The sequence below is a fragment of the Pseudomonas sp. S2_F03 genome, from assembly GCF_054668335.1.
The window spans coordinates 4,336,586-4,355,485 of sequence record NZ_CP162759.1; the positions used below are offsets into that span (position 1 = coordinate 4,336,586).

17 protein-coding genes and 3 pseudogenes are annotated in these 18,900 nt (G+C 59.8%); 11 read left to right on the forward strand and 9 right to left on the reverse strand.

The features are described 5' to 3' along the window. Positions 1-41: 41 nt before the first annotated feature. Positions 42-2,493: pseudogene (locus tag AB4N76_RS20220) on the reverse strand (penicillin acylase family protein). Between the two features lie 193 nt (positions 2,494-2,686). Between AB4N76_RS20220 and AB4N76_RS20225 the strand changes: the two are divergent. Continuing rightward, entirely contained in the window at positions 2,687-3,238 is a 552-nt protein-coding gene (locus AB4N76_RS20225) for a cysteine hydrolase family protein (protein ID WP_046029639.1), read from the forward strand. Between the two features lie 81 nt (positions 3,239-3,319). Here the strand turns inward: AB4N76_RS20225 and AB4N76_RS20230 are convergent, their stop codons facing one another. From AB4N76_RS20230 to AB4N76_RS20245, 4 genes are read right to left on the reverse strand one after another with little or no spacing between them, the layout of a single operon-like run. Further along, complete coding sequence (locus AB4N76_RS20230) at positions 3,320-3,538, reverse strand: SEC-C metal-binding domain-containing protein (protein ID WP_046046248.1); 219 nt, start codon at positions 3,536-3,538, stop codon at positions 3,320-3,322. Continuing rightward, positions 3,535-4,029, reverse strand: coding sequence for an LEA/WHy family protein (locus AB4N76_RS20235; protein WP_460163435.1), 495 nt, complete (start codon positions 4,027-4,029; stop codon positions 3,535-3,537). The genes AB4N76_RS20230 and AB4N76_RS20235 overlap by 4 nt, the downstream gene beginning before the upstream one ends. A 57-nt stretch (positions 4,030-4,086) precedes the next feature. Then, positions 4,087-4,563, reverse strand: coding sequence for a YchJ family protein (locus AB4N76_RS20240; protein ID WP_046029310.1), 477 nt, complete (start codon positions 4,561-4,563; stop codon positions 4,087-4,089). Between the two features lie 4 nt (positions 4,564-4,567). Next, the gene (locus tag AB4N76_RS20245; protein ID WP_046029312.1) at positions 4,568-5,065 is read right to left on the reverse strand and encodes a DUF6231 family protein; all 498 of its coding nucleotides are present in this window, start codon (positions 5,063-5,065) and stop codon (positions 4,568-4,570) included. Positions 5,066-5,254: 189 nt separating this feature from the next. Between AB4N76_RS20245 and AB4N76_RS20250 the strand changes: the two genes are divergently transcribed. The 4 genes from AB4N76_RS20250 to AB4N76_RS20265 all read left to right on the forward strand — a co-directional run bounded on the left by AB4N76_RS20250 (position 5,255) and on the right by AB4N76_RS20265 (position 7,927). Beyond that, positions 5,255-5,944 carry an OmpA family protein gene (locus AB4N76_RS20250; protein WP_046029314.1) on the forward strand — a complete coding sequence of 230 codons (690 nt, stop codon included), beginning with the start codon at positions 5,255-5,257 and terminating at the stop codon, positions 5,942-5,944. Between the two features lie 90 nt (positions 5,945-6,034). Beyond that, positions 6,035-6,751 carry an OmpA family protein gene (locus AB4N76_RS20255; RefSeq protein ID WP_046029316.1) on the forward strand — a complete coding sequence of 239 codons (717 nt, stop codon included), beginning with the start codon at positions 6,035-6,037 and terminating at the stop codon, positions 6,749-6,751. A gap of 128 nt (positions 6,752-6,879) precedes the next feature. Further along, a complete protein-coding gene (locus AB4N76_RS20260) occupies positions 6,880-7,176 on the forward strand; it encodes a DUF1145 domain-containing protein (protein WP_460163436.1) in 297 nt (98 codons plus the stop codon). Beyond that, positions 7,169-7,927 carry a hypothetical protein gene (locus AB4N76_RS20265; protein WP_046029320.1) on the forward strand — a complete coding sequence of 253 codons (759 nt, stop codon included), beginning with the start codon at positions 7,169-7,171 and terminating at the stop codon, positions 7,925-7,927. Before AB4N76_RS20260 ends, AB4N76_RS20265 begins: the two co-directional genes overlap by 8 nt. A gap of 43 nt (positions 7,928-7,970) precedes the next feature. On the opposite strand, the gene AB4N76_RS20270 is transcribed toward AB4N76_RS20265, so the two are convergent. Next, on the reverse strand, positions 7,971-8,435 hold the full coding sequence (locus tag AB4N76_RS20270; RefSeq protein ID WP_046029321.1) for a CopD family protein: 465 nt from the start codon (positions 8,433-8,435) through the stop codon (positions 7,971-7,973). Between the two features lie 99 nt (positions 8,436-8,534). Between AB4N76_RS20270 and dinG the strand changes: the two genes are divergently transcribed. The 5 genes and pseudogenes from dinG (at position 8,535) to pdxH (ending at position 16,423) form a co-directional block, all read left to right on the forward strand. Continuing rightward, positions 8,535-10,679 (forward strand): ATP-dependent DNA helicase DinG, encoded by a 2,145-nt coding sequence (gene dinG / locus AB4N76_RS20275; RefSeq protein WP_460163437.1) that lies wholly within the window; start codon positions 8,535-8,537, stop codon positions 10,677-10,679. Positions 10,680-10,775: 96 nt separating this feature from the next. Then, positions 10,776-13,276: pseudogene (locus AB4N76_RS20280) on the forward strand (beta-galactosidase). Positions 13,277-13,395: 119 nt separating this feature from the next. After that, positions 13,396-14,542, forward strand: a pseudogene (locus tag AB4N76_RS20285) (serine hydrolase domain-containing protein). Between the two features lie 114 nt (positions 14,543-14,656). Beyond that, the gene (locus AB4N76_RS20290) at positions 14,657-15,751 is read left to right on the forward strand and encodes an OmpA family protein (protein WP_046029326.1); all 1,095 of its coding nucleotides are present in this window, start codon (positions 14,657-14,659) and stop codon (positions 15,749-15,751) included. A 24-nt stretch (positions 15,752-15,775) separates the two neighbouring features. Beyond that, positions 15,776-16,423, forward strand: a complete 648-nt coding sequence (gene pdxH, locus AB4N76_RS20295) for a pyridoxamine 5'-phosphate oxidase (protein ID WP_046029329.1) — start codon at positions 15,776-15,778, stop codon at positions 16,421-16,423. A 6-nt stretch (positions 16,424-16,429) separates the two neighbouring features. On the opposite strand, the gene AB4N76_RS20300 is transcribed toward pdxH, so the two are convergent. Continuing rightward, on the reverse strand, positions 16,430-16,666 hold the full coding sequence (locus tag AB4N76_RS20300) for a hypothetical protein (RefSeq protein ID WP_046029331.1): 237 nt from the start codon (positions 16,664-16,666) through the stop codon (positions 16,430-16,432). A 168-nt stretch (positions 16,667-16,834) separates the two neighbouring features. Between AB4N76_RS20300 and AB4N76_RS20305 the strand changes: the two genes are divergently transcribed. Next, positions 16,835-17,299, forward strand: coding sequence for an outer membrane lipoprotein (locus tag AB4N76_RS20305; protein ID WP_046029333.1), 465 nt, complete (start codon positions 16,835-16,837; stop codon positions 17,297-17,299). An 87-nt stretch (positions 17,300-17,386) separates the two neighbouring features. Here AB4N76_RS20305 and AB4N76_RS20310 read toward each other — a convergent pair whose 3' ends face one another. Both AB4N76_RS20310 and AB4N76_RS20315 read right to left on the reverse strand, forming a co-directional pair. Then, positions 17,387-17,635: a pyocin S6 family toxin immunity protein gene (locus AB4N76_RS20310; protein WP_052961880.1), complete on the reverse strand. Its 249-nt coding sequence runs from the start codon at positions 17,633-17,635 to the stop codon at positions 17,387-17,389. A 15-nt stretch (positions 17,636-17,650) separates the two neighbouring features. After that, positions 17,651-18,823 carry an S-type pyocin domain-containing protein gene (locus AB4N76_RS20315; RefSeq protein ID WP_460163438.1) on the reverse strand — a complete coding sequence of 391 codons (1,173 nt, stop codon included), beginning with the start codon at positions 18,821-18,823 and terminating at the stop codon, positions 17,651-17,653. Positions 18,824-18,900 lie beyond the last annotated feature (77 nt).

Sequence of the window (18,900 nt, forward strand, 5' to 3'; positions counted from 1 at the left end):
CAGAGCGTGGGAACGATCTTTACGCCTACAGTGATCGGGGGTTATTTGCCCGGAGTCAGGGTCAATTGAGTCTTGCCGTACACCTTGTCAAAGTTCTGCGGTTGCATCGGCAGGCTCATGTAATTCCCTTTGAGCCATGGATCAATGCTGTCGAGGTAGTGCGGGCTTGCCGGGTTGCCCGACTGGCCGGTGCCGTTCTGGCCCATCAGCGGTTCGGCCTGGCCGAAGTCGACGATAAAGCGCATGGCCGGCGCCTGCGTCGTGTTGAAGTCCTCACCCCAGGCGAAGGCCGCCGTGTTGAGCGTGGTGTGGTCACCGCCCGCCGCAACGGGACCGCGAACGGTCTGGCCACTGGCGTTTTTCCATTCATAGCGGTGCAGTTTGCCCCACTGCCAGGCGTTGTGATTGCCACCCAACTGACTGTCACCGGCGTTGATCGCCGCTGCCAGGCTGCGGGCGAGGATCGCCGGCTTGTCTTCTTTCTGCGGTGTGCGCGCGTCATCCCAGAACGGGCTGTCTTCGCGCCCCAGCAGGTGATCGGCTTGAGCGGCGTAGGACAACTTGCCGTTGGCCACAAAGGCCTTCCACGCCGGGCTGCTTTGCGGGCCAAGTTCGTCGAGGAAGATCTGTTTCATGCTTTCTTGCAGAAACAATTCATAAATCGCTGCATCGGCAGAGGTCGTGCTGAGCTTGCCGTCGAACGCCATCAGGCGGGTATAGGCCTCGCGAGCCTTGCCGCGATCGGCATCCGGCAGCGCTTCGATCGCCTGTTTGAGCGGCTGGGACATGCCCGGTGCTTCAAACATTTTCTTCAGTTTGGCGGCGAACGTGGTGGTCTGGTCGTATTGCATCGCGATCACGCTGCGCGTGTCGTGTTTACCCGCGCCGGCCAATTCGGCCATACGCTCGCCACGTTCCGGTGCCGCCCACGAATTGGACAATTGCATGCCGTAGCCATGGGGAATGACGCGCTGATTGGCGGTGCCGAGCCAACCTTGCGCCGGGTCCTGGTCGTAAGGGTGCAGCATCGGATCGGCGTAGCCGTCCCAGTCGTAGCGACCTTCCCAGCCCGGCGACGGCAACAGGCCTTCGCCCTCACGGCGGTTCGGGTAGCGACCGGTGACTTGCCAGCCGATGTTGCTGGCGTCGGCGAAGACCAGGTTCAGGGCGATGGCGCGGATTTCGCGGCTGGCGTCCGACGCTTTCTCGACGGTCTGGGCGCGGGACAGGTCGAAAAACGCATCCAGGGTTTTATCGTCGGTGAAGTTCGGCATTTGCAGGGCCAGGCCGAAACCATTGGCCAGCGTCGTGCCTTGGGCGCTATTGAGCAGCGGACCGTGACGGGTTTCGTACACCACTTCGCGAATCGGACGCTGGCCTTTGACGAAGTAGGTTTCGTTACGCACGATCGCTGGTTGCCATTTGCCGGCCACTTCATAGGTGAGGCCGTTGCCCTGGCGTTTGATCTTTTCCAGGAACAGGTCCTGGTTGTCGCCCATGACGGTGGTCATGCTCCAGGCTACTTTGCCGTTAAAACCACCGAGCACCATCGGTAAACCGGCAATGGTCACGCCCGAAGCCTGATATTTCGGCGCGCGGATCTGCACGTAACTGAACAGCGACGGCACGCCCAAGGGGCCATGACTGTCGCTGGCCAGCAGGCTTTTGCCACTGCGGCTGCGTTGCGGGCCGATCGCCCAGTTGTTCGACGAGGTCGTGCCCGACAGATTCAGGTCGGACAGTTGGCCGGTGGCCTTGCTGATTTCAGCCAGCCCCGGGATGGCGCCGTTGAGCTTGATGCCCTGAAGTTTTTCGGCTTCGGCCAGTGGCAGTTTTTCATCGGGCGCGGACGGTGTCAGCCAGGCAAGTTTGTCGGTGGTGACAGTCTGAGCCAGCATCAGCGAGGAAATTTCTTCCGGCAGGTTGGCGGATTGGCTGAAATTCAACAGGCAGAAAATCAGCGCCGAATCTTCCGGTTTCCAGTATTCAGGCTTGTAACCGGTGGCCGCGAGATCGGCTGGCAGCTTGTCGCGGTAGCGGAACAGGTAGGCGTTGACGCCGCGCGCATACACTTCGAAGAAGCGCTTGAGACGCGGCGAAGAGGCTTTGTACAACTCACCGGCGTTTTTCTTCAGATTGACCGCGCGCATGTAGCGGTCGGCGTCCAACAGGTCGGCACCGGACATTTCTGCCAGGCGACCTTCGGCCAGCAGGCGCAGGGTGACCATTTGCGTGATGCGGTCACTGGCGTGAACGTAACCCAGGGCGAACAACGCATCGTGGAAGCTGTTGCTTTCGATCAGCGGCATGCCCATGGCATTGCGGCGCACCGAAACATTCTGCGCCAGCCCCTTGAGCGGCTGCACGCCGGTGGTGGGCGGGGAGGGTGTCCTGAGCGTTCCAGGTCTGACAACCGGTCAGGCTCAAAACACCGGCCACTGCTGCGGCAACGCCGAACCGGGGAAGAAAATGTGTGAGGGCTGGCGAGGCCATGGCAAAGCTCCTGCGGGGGTAAAGGCGCAATAAAGGCGCTACGTTAGTGAGCAGGAGGAGGGCGCGCAAGCGGCGACGGGGTTATTTCTTTATGACGGTCGTTCCCACGCTCTGCATGGGTATGCCTTGCCTGTAAGAAGAGGTGATGCTGAAGTGTGTGAAATTCAATCACCACTGTTTGAGAAAAACCGGCATGGAGCTCAAGACCAACGCAGCGCTGATCATCATCGATCAACAAAAAGGTATTTTGCATCCCGGGCTCGGTCGCCGAAATAATCCTCAGGCCGAGGCGCGGATTCTGGATTTATTGAGCCATTGGCGTCGAACCGGGCGACCGGTGATTCATGTGCAGCATCTGTCTCGTTCACCGGATTCGGTGTTCTGGCCGCAACAGTCAGGCGTGGAATTCCAGGAGCGGTTTGAGCCACAGGCCGGCGAACAGTTGATCCAGAAACAGGTGCCGGATGCCTTTTGTGCCACGGGGCTGGAGGGTCGTTTGCGTGACGTGGGGATTTCTCAACTGGTGATTGTTGGCGTGGCGACCCATAACTCGGTGGAGTCCACGACGCGAACCGCCGGTAATCTGGGGTTTGAAACGTGGGTTGCGGAGGATGCGTGCTTTACCTTCGACAAGGCGGACTATTTTGGAAACGTGCGTTCAGCCGAGGACGTGCATGCGATGTCGCTGGGGAATTTGCAGGGCGAATATGCGACGGTGGTGAGTACTGCGCAGATCCTGGCTTGAGATTGATCTTTGGGGCCTCTTCGCGAGCAGGCTCGCTCGCGAAGATGATTCAACAGGCGAAAAAAACTTTCGCCCGAAGCATCAAGCGCCGTGGCACTTCTTGAATTTCTTGCCGTTGCCGCATGGGCAAGGGTCGTTGCGGCCGACGTCCTTCAGGGCATTGCGCACCGGTTCCTGGTGGGCGTGGCCGCAGTTCGGGCCGTGAACATGGCCATGGTCGTGATCATGGTGGTCGTGATGGTCGTGATGGTCATGATCGTGGTTGCAGTCAGGGCCATGGACATGGGGTTGCTGGGTCATCGGGTTCGCTCCGGAATTAAATCGGCGGGGATTATCACGCCATTGCGCGCCAGGTGCACGTCGTGAGGGATGAAAAAACCGGTTTTCAGTTCACCTTCCAGACGATAGGGGATGGGTTGATCGGGTTTTTTCAGCATTTTCACCAGGTCTCGCACCTTGGGCCACAGATTGGTACGGATCGGCACTTTGAAATAGGCGCTGTGCTTGGGGCTCACCGTAAACCGGTGATCATGCTCGCCTTCGGTCAGCAGGATGTCGCCCAAGTGAATCCGGTATTCAAGGCCGCGCACGGTCAAGTCGCTGTCGTTGGGGTTGTCGATACGAAAGTGCAGGAGAAATTTTTGCTCCAACAGTTTTGCCCGCACGAGTTCGACCTTGACCAGATGCACCTCGGGGTCCGGTTCATCGTCGTCAAACCAGGACGCACACCCTGTAAGCCCCAGAAACAGGAGCAGGCTTAACAGATAAAGTGTGTGTCGCCGGGTGATCATGGTCGTGTATCTCCCTTGAACCTGTAGCAGTCTTCGGCAGCTGCTACAGGGTGTCACTCAACTGTTGAAATACCCCGCGCAACATTTCTTGAATTTTTGCCCACTGGCGCAGGGGCAGGCGTCATTGCGTCCGGTCTTGAGTGTCACGGTGGGGTCGATGAAGTACCAGTGGCCGGCGTTCTGCACAAATGACGAACGCTCGCGGTGGCTATGTTCACCACCGCCATCGTGCCAGCGCGCGGTGAAGGTCACGAAGGCGTGTTCCGGTTGTCCGCCGAATACCTCTGAGCTTTCCACTTCCAGGCCCAGCCAGGTGCTTTGGGCGCTCCAGTCGCTGATGGACTGACGATTCAGGCCGGCCTGTTGGGCGGGCAGGGTGGTTGCCACCAGATAGTCGATCAACCCCAGCACGTAGGCGCTGTAGCGCGAACGCATCAAGGCTTCGGCACAGGGCGCCGGTTGCCCTGCGTGGTAATGACCGCAGCAGGCATCAAGCAGGGTGCCGCTGCCGCAAGGGCAAATGGATGTACTCATTGCATTACCACCAGTATTTCCCGAAGTTTTCCGGATTGGCCCAAAAGCGTGAATTGAGCCAGTCGGGTACTTGTTTGTATTCAAGCAGATCGTAGGTAAACAGGGTCAAAACCTGTTCGTCGCGCTGGAAGCGTTCGCTGGCTTGCAGGGCCAGAGAGAAAAAATCCGTCTCCTGCCAACCACTGGCCGACAAGTCCGCCAGCACGGCAATACGACTGGCGTTGAGGTTGCGAATCCCGCCGAGCAGGTTCAGGCCATCGCGCTTGGGCAAATGTTCGAGGCAGTCGACGGCCAGCGCCAGATCAAAGCGGCGCGCCGCCAATTCTTCCGGCAACGGGCCCGGTGCAGCGTGCGCTACACATGTATCCGGATGGGCAAGCTTGAAAGCTTCCAGCGCGGGGAACTCACTGGCGCCGATCAGCAACAGCTGCGCGGGGGCGTAGCGATCCAGCAAAGCGGCCAATGCTTGCTGGGGCGTGCGCGAAGAAATACCTGCAATCATCAAAGATCCTCATTCAGAACGCCAAGACTAGCCTGCCCGAACGTGCGGGCCTAGAGCGGGTTTGCAGCAAATACGCCAATCTGGCGTCAATGCGAGATGAAACAGCCATGGCCTATTGCTGGCGGAGTTTAAAACTCGGGTCTTTACTACCTGAATCGGTTCTAAGCCGATCCCTCAGGAGAAAACTAGATGAGCATAGTTCGGACAGCATTACCCTTGGTTCTGCTCACCAGTGTGTTGACTGGTTGCGCAGGTTTGCAGAAAACCGACTGGCCGACCTGTGCACTGGTCGGAGGTGTCGTGGGTGCGGGTCTCGGCGCGACCGAGAGCTCGGCATGGGCAGGCTATGGTGCGCTGCTTGTCGGCGGCACGGCAGCAGCCTATTGCTGGGTGCACGGTGATGGCGACGAAGATGGTGATGGTGTACCGGACAGCCGCGACAAGTGCCCGGGCACACCTCATGGCGTGACCGTCGATGCCAACGGTTGCCCTCCACCGGCACCCGTGGTCGAGGAAGCCGTTGTGGTCAAGGAAGAAACCATCGTCATCCGCGATGTTCACTTCCAGTTTGATAAAGCCACACTCACCGAATCGGACAAGGAGGTACTCAACAAGATTGCGACTCGCCTGAAAGCGGAAGCGCCTACCGCTCAACTGACCGTTACTGGTCATACTGACAGCGTGGGTAGCGATACCTACAACCAGAAACTGTCGGATAAACGCGCTCACTCGGTGGTTGAATACCTCATCCAGGAAGGCGTACCACGCAGCAGCTTCGTGTCTGTCGTCGGTGCCGGTGAAAGCCAGCCGGTTGCCGATAACAAAACCGCTGACGGCCGCGCGCAGAACCGTCGCACGGAAATCAAAATCAACCGTTAAATCTCGTCCGCTCCGCGGCTTGCATAGTCGCGGATGCGGGTCTTTACTCCTGTGTAACCGGTATAAGCCGGTAACACAGGAGCTTTCAATATGAGCGTTCTCACAAGGACCGTCTTGCCGGTTCTGCTGCTTGGCAGCCTGCTGACCGGTTGCGCTACTCACAGTGATGGCACCGCCCCCCTCAATCAACGTACCTGGCCGATCTGCAGTCTCATTGGCGGACTGGTCGGAGGTGGTTTGGGCGCTATCGAAAGTGGCAGTTGGGCGGCCGGAGGCGCAGCGCTCGGAATCTTGACCGGTGGCTTGATCTGTTATGCACAGGATGGCGACGAAGATGGCGATGGCGTCTTCGATCGACGTGATCGTTGCCCCGATACACCAGCCAACACGCCCGTTGAACATCACGGTTGTCCGTTGCCGCAAACCCCGGTCAGCGCGCCTGCCGAACCTGCACAATCGGAAGTCGTCACCCTCAGCGATGCGGGCAACGTGTTGTTTGCATTCAACCAATCCGACCTGACTCCCGCTGCCAAGAGTGAGCTGGATGCGTTGATGCCCAAACTGCAAAGTGCCGATGTGGTGAGTATCAAGGTCGTTGGACATACCGACGGCGTCGGTTCGGATGTCTACAACCAGTACTTGTCGGAACGTCGTGCCACCAGCGTGGCGGCCTATCTGATGGACCAGGGCCTGGACCCGAACAAAATCACCAGTGAAGGCAAGGGCAAAAGTGAGCCTGTGGCCGATAACGATACTGATGAAGGCCGCGCGAAAAATCGTCGCGTGGAATTGCACATCAACCGCTAAGCCGCTAACTAGAGCCATCGGTCGGTCAATGCGGCGGGCCGATGGCCATTCGGCGGACTTCATGAAGATTTTTCCGTTGCCCTCTGGCGCACCCCTCGCACAAGCCGTTACTGTGCGCGCAAAGAATAATGATCAGCGGGGGAGCGTATGAAGGTTTTTGGGGGCTGGGGAAGCTATTGACCCTGCTGTTCTGGTGCATGGTGCTGGTCAATCTGCTCATGCCATTCATTTATCCGCTGCACCTGTTGGTCAATCTGGCGGGTGGTCTGCTGGCACTGCTCCATCTGCTGGAACTGGTGTTCTGCAACCGCAGCCTCAAAGGCCGTGCCCACCCTTGGCGCGATCGCCTCAAGATTGCCCTGTTCGGCGTGTTCCACCTGCAAACCATCCCGGCTCCCTCCGCATCGAAGGCTTCCCATGCGTAATCTCTGTCTGCTCGCCGCTTTTATCAGTCCATTGGCCTGCGCTCAGGTTGTCAGTGTCGAAGCCAACTCGTTGATGCGCTTGCCCAACACGGCCAGCACGCTGCAGTTGGAGCGTCTGGAAGTCGCCGATTACGCCACGCTGTTGATCCCTTCGAACGTGACCGAAGTGACGGTGGGTGAATTGCACCTGGGGCGTGAAGCGCGAATTGCCATTGTGCCGAGTGAGCAAGCGCTGGAGCTGAAAGTCCATCGCGCCGAAATGTCTGAAGGCAGCCAGATTACCGCGAGGGGCGCACCGGGAAGTTTCCAGAAGGCTGCACGCTCGGGACGCAACCTGAACTTGCAGATCAAGGCGTTGAATGCCCCGCAATTGTCGGTCGATGCTCGTGGCGGCGCCGGTGCACCAGGTTTTTTTGGTCTTGATGGCGCCAATGGCCAGGCAGCGGGTTGCACCTGGGGGCAGGCCGGTCACGGCGCCGATGGCAGCAACGGCAGTGATGGTCAGCCGGGGGGCGCAGGTGCGCTGGTAAGGCTGGAAGTGCCGCGCGATTACCCGGCGGATAAAATCAAGGTGCAGGTCGCTGGCGGTGCCGGTGGCCTGGCAGGTCCTGGCGGCAAGCCGGGAGCAGGTGGCAAAGCCAAAGGCTGTCTCGTGTACAAGACTGATGGCGGCAAAAGTGGCCGTTCGGGTGCGGACGGCCAGCCTGGTCCTGCCGGCGCGGCGGGTTCGGTGACGATTCAGCGTCTCTAAAGAACGACCGGTTGCTCCCACGCAGAGCGTGGGAACGATCGACTCAGAACATCGGCCGGGCCGCGGCAATGGCCACCAACAACAGACCCACGATCAAATTGATCCCCACCAACCGTCGAATCCTTCCGAGTACCGCAGCACCCGCCGGCCAATCCTGTGCCGTCACCGCTGTGCGCAACTCCGGCAGCATCAACGCCTGAATCCGGATAAACAGCGCCGTCATCACCACGTACAGCCCCATCATCACCTGCACATAGCGCGGTGCGGCCTCGAAACCGGCGAATTGCAGATGAATCATGCCGACACCACTGATCGGCAACAGCACCACCGCGACCCAGACCCAGCGGAAAAAACCCTGGAACACTTCCACCCACAGCTTCAACCGCGCGGGGCCTTCCAGCGCCTTCACGGCAGCGGGACGCAAGACCATCCAGGCGAAAAACATGCCGCCCACCCACACCAGGGCGGACAGGACATGCAGGGTATAAACGATGCCAAAAGGTGTCATTGAGGTACTCCGTTCTGCGCGGGATTCATTAGCGGGGTATGATAGCGGCCGAACCGAACTACTGAAAATTTATCCAGCGTTTTTTGCGCCCGACAATCCATGATCAGCACCGAACTCAAAACCACGATCCAGGGCGCCTACTCGCGTTTTCTCGAAGCCAAGAGCCTCAAGCCGCGCTACGGTCAACGCCTGATGATCGCCGAAATTGCCAAGGTTCTCGGGGACATCGACACCGATGACGAAGGCCGGCGCAGTGGCGACCCCGCGATTGTCGCGGTGGAAGCCGGCACCGGTACCGGCAAAACCGTGGCCTACAGCCTGGCGGCGATCCCTACCGCCAAGGCTGCCGGCAAACGCCTGGTGATCGCCACGGCCACCGTGGCCCTGCAAGAGCAGATCGTCTACAAGGATCTACCCGACCTGATGCGCAATAGCGGGCTGAATTTCAGCTTCGCATTGGCCAAGGGACGTGGGCGCTATATGTGCCTGTCCAAGCTCGACATGTTGCTGCAAGAAGGTCACGCGCAAACCGCTACCGCGCAGTTGTTCGAAGAAGAAGGCTTCAAGATCGAGGTCGACGAGGCCAGTCAGAAGCTGTTCACCAGCATGATCGAAAAACTCGCCGGCAATAAATGGGATGGTGACCGCGACAGTTGGTCCACCGCCCTGGAAGATGCCGACTGGGCGCGCTTGACCACCGATCATAGCCAATGCACCAACCGTCATTGCCCGAACTTCGGCCAGTGCGCCTTCTACAAGGCCCGCGAAGGCATGGGCAAGGTTGACGTCATCGTGACCAACCACGACATGGTGCTGGCTGACCTGGCCCTGGGCGGTGGTGCGGTGCTTCCCGACCCACGAGACACCCTCTACGTCTTCGACGAAGGTCATCACCTGCCGGACAAGGCCATCGGCCACTTCGCCCATTACACGCGCCTGCGCTCCACGGCCGACTGGCTGGAAACCACCGCCAAAAACCTCACCAAACTGCTGGCCCAGCACCCGCTGCCGGGCGACTTGGGCAAGCTGATCGAACAAGTGCCGGAACTGGCCCGCGAGATCAAGACCCAACAGCAGTTCATGTTCAGCGCGTGTGAACAGGTTGCCGATTTCAAGCCGGGCGAAGACGTCGAAGGCCGGGAACGGCCGCGTCACCGCTTCGTCGGCGGGGTGGTTCCCGAGCACATGCGCGAGATGGGCATCGAGTTGAAGAAGGGCTTTGCCCGCCTGACCGACCTGTTCACCCGGCTCACCGAGTTGCTCAAGGAAGGCATGGACGGCGAGGTCAACATCGGCATCGCCAGTAATCAGGCCGAAGAGTGGTATCCACTGTTCGGCAGCCTGTTGTCGCGCTCCTCGGGCAATTGGGAATTGTGGGTCGCGTTCACCGCCGAAGACCCGGAAGACAATCCGCCCATGGCGCGTTGGCTGACGCTGGCCGAAAGCGGTTCGCTGTTCGACATCGAGGTCAATGCCAGCCCGATCCTTGCGGCGGAAATGCTCCGGCGCAACCTGTGGAACGTGGCTTACGGCGCGTTGGTGACCTCGGCGACGTTGACTGCGCTCGGCACGTTCGACCGTTTCCGCATGCGCGCCGGCCTGCCTAAAAAAGCCGTGACCGCCGTGGTCCCGAGCCCGTTCCACCATGCCGATGCCGGCGTGCTGCGGGTGCCGGATCTGAAAGCCGATCCACGGGATGCGCCAGCCCACACGGCGGCGATCATTCGCGATTTGCCGGACCTGGTTGAAGGCTCGCGAGGCACGCTGGTGCTGTTCTCCTCACGCAAACAGATGCAGGACGTGTTCGACGGCCTCGACCGCGACTGGCGCAAGCAAGTGTTCATTCAAGGCAACCTGTCGAAGCAGGAAACGTTGAACAAGCACAAGGCGCGTGTCGATGGCGGGGATTCCAGTGTGCTGTTCGGCCTCGCGAGTTTTGCAGAAGGCGTCGACTTGCCCGGTGCTTACTGCGAGCACGTGGTAATTGCGAAGATTCCGTTCTCGGTGCCGGACGATCCCGTCGAAGCGGCGTTGGCGGAATGGATCGAAGCGCGAGGCGGCAATCCGTTCATGGAGATCTCCGTGCCGGATGCCTCGTTGAAACTGGTCCAGGCCTGCGGTCGTTTGCTGCGTACCGAGGAAGACCGCGGCACCATCACCTTGCTCGACCGGCGTCTGGTCACCCAGCGTTATGGCAAAGCCATCCTCAATGCGTTGCCACCCTTCCGCCGCGAAATTTCCTGATACACCGGTGGGCACATTTGCCCGCCGCGTTGTCTATCTCTCTGCCATCGCTTTTCCATTGGCCCATTGAAGGTCGTTAGGGAGAACCACGTTCCTATGATTCGCCGTTCGTTACCCGCTGTATTTGCCCTGATGTTCGCAGCCCCTTTGCTGGCGGCCCCTGCTGGCCAGCAGACGCTGTTCAACTTTGTCCGCCCTGCCGACGTGGTCCAGGTGGCGACTCAGGATGCCAGCCTGCCGCAATCCAATGCGGAGCAAACAGCCGAAGGCGAAGTGTTGCGCCGGGTCACGTTCAACCCGGTGGCTCAGCCGAGTTTGCGCTTGACCCCGCAAACGGGGGCCTGGGACTGGTCGCAGTCGGGCGTCATGAGCCTGCGGATTCAAAGTGCGATGGACTGGGCCGTGACCCTGTACGTGAAAATCCAGAGCAATGACGGCAAGACACTGTTCAGTCGTGTCGATTTGCCGGCGGGCCCTGCGCAGACCTTGCTGGTGCCGCTGGTGGCAAGCTCCCCCTTGAGTCAGGGCATGAAAGCCGGGCCGCCGATGCCGATGACGGTCGACGGGCAGCGCATTTTGTTGGCCAGCAGCGCCGGTGACCTGGATCGCAGCCAAGTGGTGTCGGTGACCTTGTCGATGGATCAACCGAAAGTGGCGCAGAACATCTTGCTGGAACGTTTTGGTGTGCAAGACGGAGAGGCTGTGACACGGGCCGTTTATGGCGGACTGGTGGATGCTTACGGCCAGTCGACACGGGCCAAATGGCCAGAAAAGGTCAGCAGCGATGAGCAACTGAAAAGCGCCGCCGCCAAGGAACAGCAACAACTGAAAACCTGGCTGGCCGAGCGCGAAAAATCTTCCCTGGATACGTTTGGTGGCTGGACCAAAGGCCCGACGTTCAAGGCCAGCGGTTTTTTTCGAACCGAAAAGCGTGACGGTCGCTGGTACCTGGTGACCCCGCAAGGGCACCCGTTCTATTCACTTGGGGTCAATACCGTTGCCCCGGACGTCAACCAGACTTACGTCGCCGGCCGGGAGTGGATGTTCGAGTCCCTGCCAAAATCCGACGAGCCGTTGGTCAGCCACTTTGGCGAAGGCGATAACCGTGGCGGCAACGGCGCCGATCAGGGTCGTGGCTACAACGCCGGCCAGTGGTACGACTTTTATGGTGCCAACCTGCAACGTCTGTACGGCGCACCTTGCGCACAGGGCAGCGACACCAAGGCAGGTGTCGCGCAAGCGGCCAAGGCTGACGCGGTAGAAGCCACGTCCGACAGAGCTGCCGAGCAACCCGTCGTGCCTTCGACGGCCGAGTCCGGTGTCGCCGAAGCCGTCAAGGCCGACGCTGTTGATGCGTCCGCCGCAAAAGCGATTGAGCAAAACCTGCCGAACCCTGCAAAGCGCTGGTTGATGAACAACGCTGGGCCAGTCACACGCTTGATCGCCTGCAAGCCTGGGGCTTCAACACCGTTGGCAACTGGAGCGCCCCGGCGCTGGCCAACGCCGACCGCGTGGCGTACACCTTGCCGCTGTCGATCGTCGGCGATTACGCCAGTATCAGCACCGGCACCGACTGGTGGGGCGGCATGCCCGACCCGTTCGACCCGCGTTTTGCCATGGCCACCGAGCGCGCCGTGGCCATTGCTGCCCGCGACCATCGCGACGATCCATGGCTGATCGGCTACTACGCCGACAATGAACTGGCCTGGGCTGGTCCTGGTGACGATCCAAAAGCCCGTTACGCCTTGGCCTATGGCACCTTGAAAATGACCACCGACGTGCCGGCCAAACGCGCGTTTCTCAAGCAACTGCGCGACAAGTATCGCAATCAGGCCGGTCTGTCCAAAGCCTGGGGCATTGACTTGCCGGCCTGGGAATTGATGGAAGACCCAGGCTTCGTGCCACCGCTGCCGAGCGCCGAACACCCGGAAATCGAGGCCGACTTCAAATACTTCCAGAAAGTTTTTGCGGATACCTACTTCAAGACCCTCTCCGACTCGCTCAAATGGCACGCGCCGAACCAGCTGTTGCTGGGCGGTCGTTTCGCCGTCAGCACCCCGGAAGCCGTGGAGTCCTGCGCACAGTATTGCGATGTGCTGAGCTTCAACATGTACACCCTGCAACCGCAGGACGGTTATGACTTCGCCAAACTGCGCAGTCTGGACAAACCGGTGTTGATCACCGAGTTCAACGTGGGCTCGGCGGATCGCGGCCCGTTCTGGGGCGGCGTGACGCCATTGGCCAAGGAAGAAGACCGTGGGCCGGCCTACGCGAACTTCCTGAAACAGGCGTTGAGCGAACCGTCGATTGTCGGCGTGCACTGGTTCCAGTTCCTCGACCAACCGGTGACCGGGCGTTTGCTGGATGGCGAAAATGGTCACTTCGGGCTGGTGGGTATCACCGATCTGCCGTTCCAGGGTTTTGTCGAATCGGTGCGCAAGAGCAACCTGGCGACGGTGGATCAATTGGGCAAAGCGGCCGAGAAGGCCGCGACCGAGGCAGACAAAGCCAGTCACGATGCTGAAGGCGGCAGAAAGGCCGAGGCCGGCAAAGGCCCGGGCAAGGGTGCCGGTGGGCATTCCGGCCAAGGTCACTGAGGCTTCCTGTGGGGAGTCATTTCAATAGGTAACCGCCCAGCCCAACACTGTTCCCAAAACGGCTAATGGCTGGAACAATGCGGGCCACTTTGTATAGCGAATATCCGGGAGCAATGCGGGTGCAGATTCAGGGTCATTACGAGCTCAAGTTCGAAGCAGTGCGCGAAGCGTTCGCGGCGCTGTTCGACGATCCTCAGGAACGTGGCGCAGCCTTGTGCATCCAGGTTGGCGGTGAAACCGTCCTCGACCTCTGGTCCGGTACCGCCGACAAGGATGGCAGCGAAGCCTGGCACAGCGACACCATCGCCAACCTGTTCTCCTGCACCAAGACCTTCACCGCCGTCACGGCCCTGCAGTTGGTGGCCGAAGGCAAGCTGCAACTGGACGCCCCGGTTGCGCGTTACTGGCCTGAATTTGCTGCAGCCGGCAAAGAATCCGTAACCCTGCGTCAATTGCTCTGCCATCAAGCCGGCTTGCCAGCGTTACGTGAATTGCTGCCCCTGGAAGCCCTTTACGACTGGCAAACCATGGTCGATGCCCTGGCGGCCGAAGCCCCCTGGTGGACGCCGGGCCAAGGCCACGGATACGCCGCGATCACTTACGGCTGGCTAGTCGGCGAGTTGCTGCGACGTGCCGACGGTCGTGGGCCGGGCGAGTCCATCGTGGCGCGTGTGGCCAAGCCTTTGGGACTGGATTTCCATGTCGGCCTGGCCGATGAAGAATTCCACCGCGTGGCGCATATCGCCCGAGGCAAGGGGAACGTCGGCGACGCCGCTGCCCAACGCCTGCTGCAAGTGACCCTGCGCGAGCCGACAGCCATGACCACGCGTGCCTTCATCAACCCGCCGTCGATCATGACCAGCACAAACAAGCCCGAGTGGCGGCGCATGCAGCAACCTGCCGCCAACGGTCACGGCAACGCTCGTAGCCTGGCAGGTTTCTACGCCGGCCTGCTCGACGGCAGTCTGCTGGAAAGCGAAATGCTCGAGGAGCTGACCCGCGAACACAGCCTTGGCGAAGACAAGACTTTATTGACCCGGACCCGCTTCGGTCTGGGGTGCATGCTCGATCAACCGGACGTACCCTAACGCGACTTACGGCCTCGGCCCGCGCGCGTTCGGGCATCCGGGCGCTGGCGGCTCCATCGGCTTTGCCGACCCGGAATACGATGTGGCCTTCGGCTTTGTGACAAATACCCTGGGGCCGTACGTCTTGATGGATCCACGCGCGCAAAAGCTTGCGCGAGTATTGGCCACTTGTCTGTAAAACCCGCTCGAGGGTTCCGCAACCGGAACCCGACAGTGTTTTCGGCTTCAAAGCGTCAGTTTGTGCAGGCCGGTTCGGTCTGACTTTTCATTACTTCATATTTGTGGATATCCAATGTCATCCAAACAAACCCTCGCCCTGGCCCTGTGCTTTGCTATCACCGGTTGTGCACAGACACCAAAAAGTGATTCCGATGGCGGTAGCTGGTGGTCGTTCGGCTCCTCCGACAAAGTCGCCGCTAAAGAACCGACTCCGGCTCCGGTCCCACTCAAACCTGCTGCCACGGCCCCGGTTGCCAAAGCCGAAAGCACCAGCCCTTGGTACTGGCCGTTCGGTTCCGATGACGCTGTCGACAAGGCTGCTGTAAAGCCGGAAGTGAAACCTGAAGCCAAACCGACCCAGGTGGCCAAGGCTGAGACGGGTAACAGTTGGTGGTGGCCGTTCGGTGGTAAGGAGCAGAGCGGCGCCAAAGCCGTACCGATGCCAGACCCTAAAGTCACCCAGGCCTGGCTCGACGATTACGAGCCGCGCCTGCGTGAAGCGATCAAGGACAGCAACCTGAAACTTGAACGCCGTGAAAACGTGTTGGTGGTGATCGCGCCGGTAGAAGGCTCCTTCAACCCGGACCGTCCTGCCATGCTGCTGCCGGTCACCCTCGGCCCGTTCACGCGTGTTGCGAAAATCCTCGAGGTCGACCCAAAAACTGCCGTGCTGGTACTCGGTCACAGTGATACGTCGGGTGCTGCACCGGCCAACGTGAAACTGAGCCAGGAGCGTGCACAAGCGGTAGCCGCGATTTTCCGTCTCAGCGGTTTGCAGCGTGATCGCTTGATGCTGCGCGGCATGGGCGGTGAAGCCCCGCGTGCCGCCAACGACAGCGTCGAAGGCCGTGCCTTGAATCGTCGCGTGGAATTGCTGGTGACCCCGCAAAACACCATGGTGGCGCTGTTGAGCAAGTACAACATGCCGGCCCCTGCGCCGGTGACCATGATCGCGGCCAAGGACATCAAGCCTGTGGCCACACCGGTCACTCCTGCGCCAGCCGCGAAAAAAGCGACTGTGCCTGCCACTAAAAAGGCTCCGGCCCAGAAAGCCACTGCGAAGAAAGCACCCGCTAAAACCGCAACGCCGGCAAAGAAAACGACACCGGCCAAAGCAGCTGCCGACACCAAGAAAGTCGCCGTCACCGCAGACGCCACTAAAAAGTGATTCGTTAACCAAAAGGAATGCGCCATGACCCAGCGCCTGGCTGATATGCGTCGTGACTACACCCGTGATGGCCTGACCGAGGCTCAAGCACCGACAGAGCCGTTCGGGCTGTTCCACCAATGGTTTGCCGATGCGGTGAAAACCGAGCAGGTGCCGGTGGAGGCGAACGCCATGACCTTGGCGACCGTCGATCAGGACGGTCGGCCACATTGCCGCATTCTGTTGCTCAAAGGCCTGGACGAGCAGGGTTTTACGTTCTTCACCAACTACGAAAGTGCCAAGGGTCAGCATCTGGCGGCGAATCCGTTCGCGGCCATGACCTTTTTCTGGCCGGCCCTGGAGCGCCAGGTGCGTATCGAAGGTCGGGTGGTGAAGGTTTCGCCTGAAGAGTCTGATGCGTATTTCCAGGTTCGTCCGCTGGGCAGTCGGCTCGGTGCCTGGGCATCACCGCAGAGTCGGGTGATTGCTGATCGTGCGGAACTGGAGGCGCTGCTCAAGAACACCGAGCAACGTTTCAGCGACACGGCACCGCATTGTCCGGATCACTGGGGTGGTTATCGCTTGCTGCCGGAGCGCATCGAGTTCTGGCAAGGCCGCGCAAGCCGTCTGCATGACCGCCTCAACTACCGTTTACAGGGCGCCGACTGGATTCTTGAACGTCTGGCACCCTGAAACAGTCTACCGATCGTGATAGCCTTCCGCAGCGGCCTCAAGCCACTGCGGCAGGTCCCGGCGCTTGATCTTCTGCGCCTGAGCGTTCGCCAGTTGCTGGAGCATGAAAGCTTTTTTCTGCTCGTCTTTACCCGCCAGGGCCAACGCCAGGTCGCGGTCCATCCAGCGCTTTATCCGCACGTACAACCACCAGTGGAAATACAGACCCGCGACGGTAGTGACGACGATGATGAAGTAATCCATGACAATCCTTGGGGCAGCGGCGCAGATTCCGGATAATGCCGCTACTGTGTGGTGAGTTCGTGGTAGCGCCTGTACCGGGCCTGAATCAAACCATTTTTATCCGGGCGATGCCGTGACAGGCGTCAAGCTGCGGAGTTTAATGAATACCTGTCTTTTGGAGTTGATGCTATGCGTAAGTCTGTTTTGTTGGTTGCTTCCTTTTCCACGATGGCGATGTTACTCACTGGCTGCCAATCGAGCCTGACCGGTGACTCCTACTCCCGTGATGAAGCGCGTCGTGTTCAAACGATTCGTATGGGCACCATCGAAGCGCTGCGTCCGGTGAAAATCGAAGGCACCAAAACCCCGATTGGCGGCCTCGCCGGTGCAGCGGTCGGCGGCGTTGGCGGGAGCTCCATCGGTGGCGGCAAAGGCAGCATCGTTGCTGCTGTTATCGGCGCAGTCGCCGGCGGCCTGGTGGGTTCGGCAGCTGAAGAAGGCCTGACTCGTACTCAAGGCGTAGAAATCACCGTTCGCGAAGACGACGGCAGCATGCGCGCCTATGTCCAGCAGGTGCAGGAGAATGAAGTATTCCGTGTAGGTGAGCGGGTACGGATTGCGACTGTTGACGGGACTAGCCGCGTTTCGCACTAAGCGGGAACGGGTAAAAGAAAACCCCGATCAGGTGACTGGTCGGGGTTTTTTGTGTCTGTGCTTCCCGCTGTGGCTGGTTCGATGCCACTAGTCTTGGCTACAAAGTCCCATGTAGTACGTCAGGTCCTCTCGTAAGGGATCCCCCACCAAATTCATAATCACGCTGGCTTGATCGGGAGAGAGTGAGTGCTCACCCATAGGCACATCCCGCAAGGTTGACCAGCCCATGACTTTCAAAACTGCAGCCTCTAAGACTTGCGGCACATCCTTTTCATATTGCAACGAATTGTCGGGATTCGGCTCCGGGAAAAATCCACTGATCGCGATAAATATCATTCTTGTCCCTCATCATTACTTCGTTGATGTCCGTCTTTCAGGTTTTGCTTTTCCGGTCTGTTTGCCAGTTTTTGCATCAAACTCCCCTAAGTGATCCCCTGCCCAGTTGTACACTTCGACGGCGCCATGTTGGTAATCCCACTCATAAATGCGCTTCTTACTTTCCCACCGTTTTCGATTTCCTTTAGTCTGAACCGGAATCGCGTCGGGGAATGCCGGTAGAGTTTTTGGTGGGGGATGATAGCTGTGGTCACCACTGATAGGCCTTGCCACCACCACGTATAACGGCTTCACCCCCGACCCCACCGGAAACACAAGAATGAAGTCCTTGTACTCAGGCGGATACATCGGGTTGACGATAATGCTGTCCGCCGCTGGCGTAGGCGGATACACCCAAATGTGCGGCGCTTGCGGTGCGGCCTCCAGCGCAGGAATGCCAAGGATGTCTGAACCATCCACAGCCGGTGTCCAGATCAGCTCAACACCGTCCCCGAGATCCGCCACCTGCTGACTGCCGCGCGCTGTGAACTGCACGACATCCACCATTTCCCAGTCGCGATTTTTCCCGGTGTAGAACCCGTAGCCCTTGAGACTGCCATCAGCCTGTTGCTCGACCTGCAATCGAACGCGGGTTCTGGCCTGTTTCAGGGCACGCAGTTGGTCTTCGGTATACAGCGCGCTGTCACCCAGGCCCGGCGTCCAGAACAAGGCGACGACACCGGCCAATGTCGCGGCGCCGGCAGCGCCAAGGCCCAGGACCGGAGCAGTAAGAGCGGGGGCGCTTAGGGCGAGCCGGCCGATGCCGAGCGAGAGGGTACTGCCACTGATGGTTTCGAGATTCAGTAGCCCGGCATCGCCTACGTCACGAGCGCCAAGCCAGGCGATTTCACCGTAATCCTTGAGGCTGTCAGTCGGAACGACGCCAGAAGGGTTCGAGTAATCAATGATGGCGTCCGGCAAGTTGCAGGACTTGGCGAAGACGCATCCGGCGCGAACGGTTTCGTCCTTTTTCGCCGAGCCTTGAAGGCGATCTTCAAAGGCTTGCTGGCGGGCGAGCATGGCGTCGTAAGCGGATTGTCGTGCATCCCGCTCGGCCAGTTCAGTAGCCGTCATGAAGCGGTGGGTGACGTGATGACCGTCACCGGAGGGTGGGTTTTTAACCCTGGGAACGTCCTTGTTGCCAGCCACTGAGCTTCCTTGCGTTCGTCCGTCGACAGCTCCCGAAAAAGGAGCTGTGCGACGTTAACGAAGGAGGCTAATCGTGG

What these genes read in the sequence shown, in the direction of transcription:
- AB4N76_RS20225 (WP_046029639.1), top strand. Translation starts at nt 2,687, where the DNA reads ATGGAGCTCAAGACCAACGCAGCGCTGATCATCATCGATCAACAAAAA.
- AB4N76_RS20255 (WP_046029316.1), top strand. Translation starts at nt 6,035, where the DNA reads ATGAGCGTTCTCACAAGGACCGTCTTGCCGGTTCTGCTGCTTGGCAGC.
- AB4N76_RS20245 (WP_046029312.1), bottom strand. Translation starts at nt 5,065, where the DNA reads ATGATTGCAGGTATTTCTTCGCGCACGCCCCAGCAAGCATTGGCCGCT.
- AB4N76_RS20290 (WP_046029326.1), top strand. Translation starts at nt 14,657, where the DNA reads ATGTCATCCAAACAAACCCTCGCCCTGGCCCTGTGCTTTGCTATCACC.
- AB4N76_RS20260 (WP_460163436.1), top strand. Translation starts at nt 6,880, where the DNA reads ATGATCAGCGGGGGAGCGTATGAAGGTTTTTGGGGGCTGGGGAAGCTA.
- AB4N76_RS20310 (WP_052961880.1), bottom strand. Translation starts at nt 17,635, where the DNA reads ATGATATTTATCGCGATCAGTGGATTTTTCCCGGAGCCGAATCCCGAC.
- AB4N76_RS20230 (WP_046046248.1), bottom strand. Translation starts at nt 3,538, where the DNA reads ATGACCCAGCAACCCCATGTCCATGGCCCTGACTGCAACCACGATCAT.
- AB4N76_RS20235 (WP_460163435.1), bottom strand. Translation starts at nt 4,029, where the DNA reads ATGATCACCCGGCGACACACACTTTATCTGTTAAGCCTGCTCCTGTTT.
- pdxH (WP_046029329.1), top strand. Translation starts at nt 15,776, where the DNA reads ATGACCCAGCGCCTGGCTGATATGCGTCGTGACTACACCCGTGATGGC.
- dinG (WP_460163437.1), top strand. Translation starts at nt 8,535, where the DNA reads ATGATCAGCACCGAACTCAAAACCACGATCCAGGGCGCCTACTCGCGT.
- AB4N76_RS20240 (WP_046029310.1), bottom strand. Translation starts at nt 4,563, where the DNA reads ATGAGTACATCCATTTGCCCTTGCGGCAGCGGCACCCTGCTTGATGCC.
- AB4N76_RS20265 (WP_046029320.1), top strand. Translation starts at nt 7,169, where the DNA reads ATGCGTAATCTCTGTCTGCTCGCCGCTTTTATCAGTCCATTGGCCTGC.
- AB4N76_RS20300 (WP_046029331.1), bottom strand. Translation starts at nt 16,666, where the DNA reads ATGGATTACTTCATCATCGTCGTCACTACCGTCGCGGGTCTGTATTTC.
- AB4N76_RS20250 (WP_046029314.1), top strand. Translation starts at nt 5,255, where the DNA reads ATGAGCATAGTTCGGACAGCATTACCCTTGGTTCTGCTCACCAGTGTG.
- AB4N76_RS20270 (WP_046029321.1), bottom strand. Translation starts at nt 8,435, where the DNA reads ATGACACCTTTTGGCATCGTTTATACCCTGCATGTCCTGTCCGCCCTG.
- AB4N76_RS20305 (WP_046029333.1), top strand. Translation starts at nt 16,835, where the DNA reads ATGCGTAAGTCTGTTTTGTTGGTTGCTTCCTTTTCCACGATGGCGATG.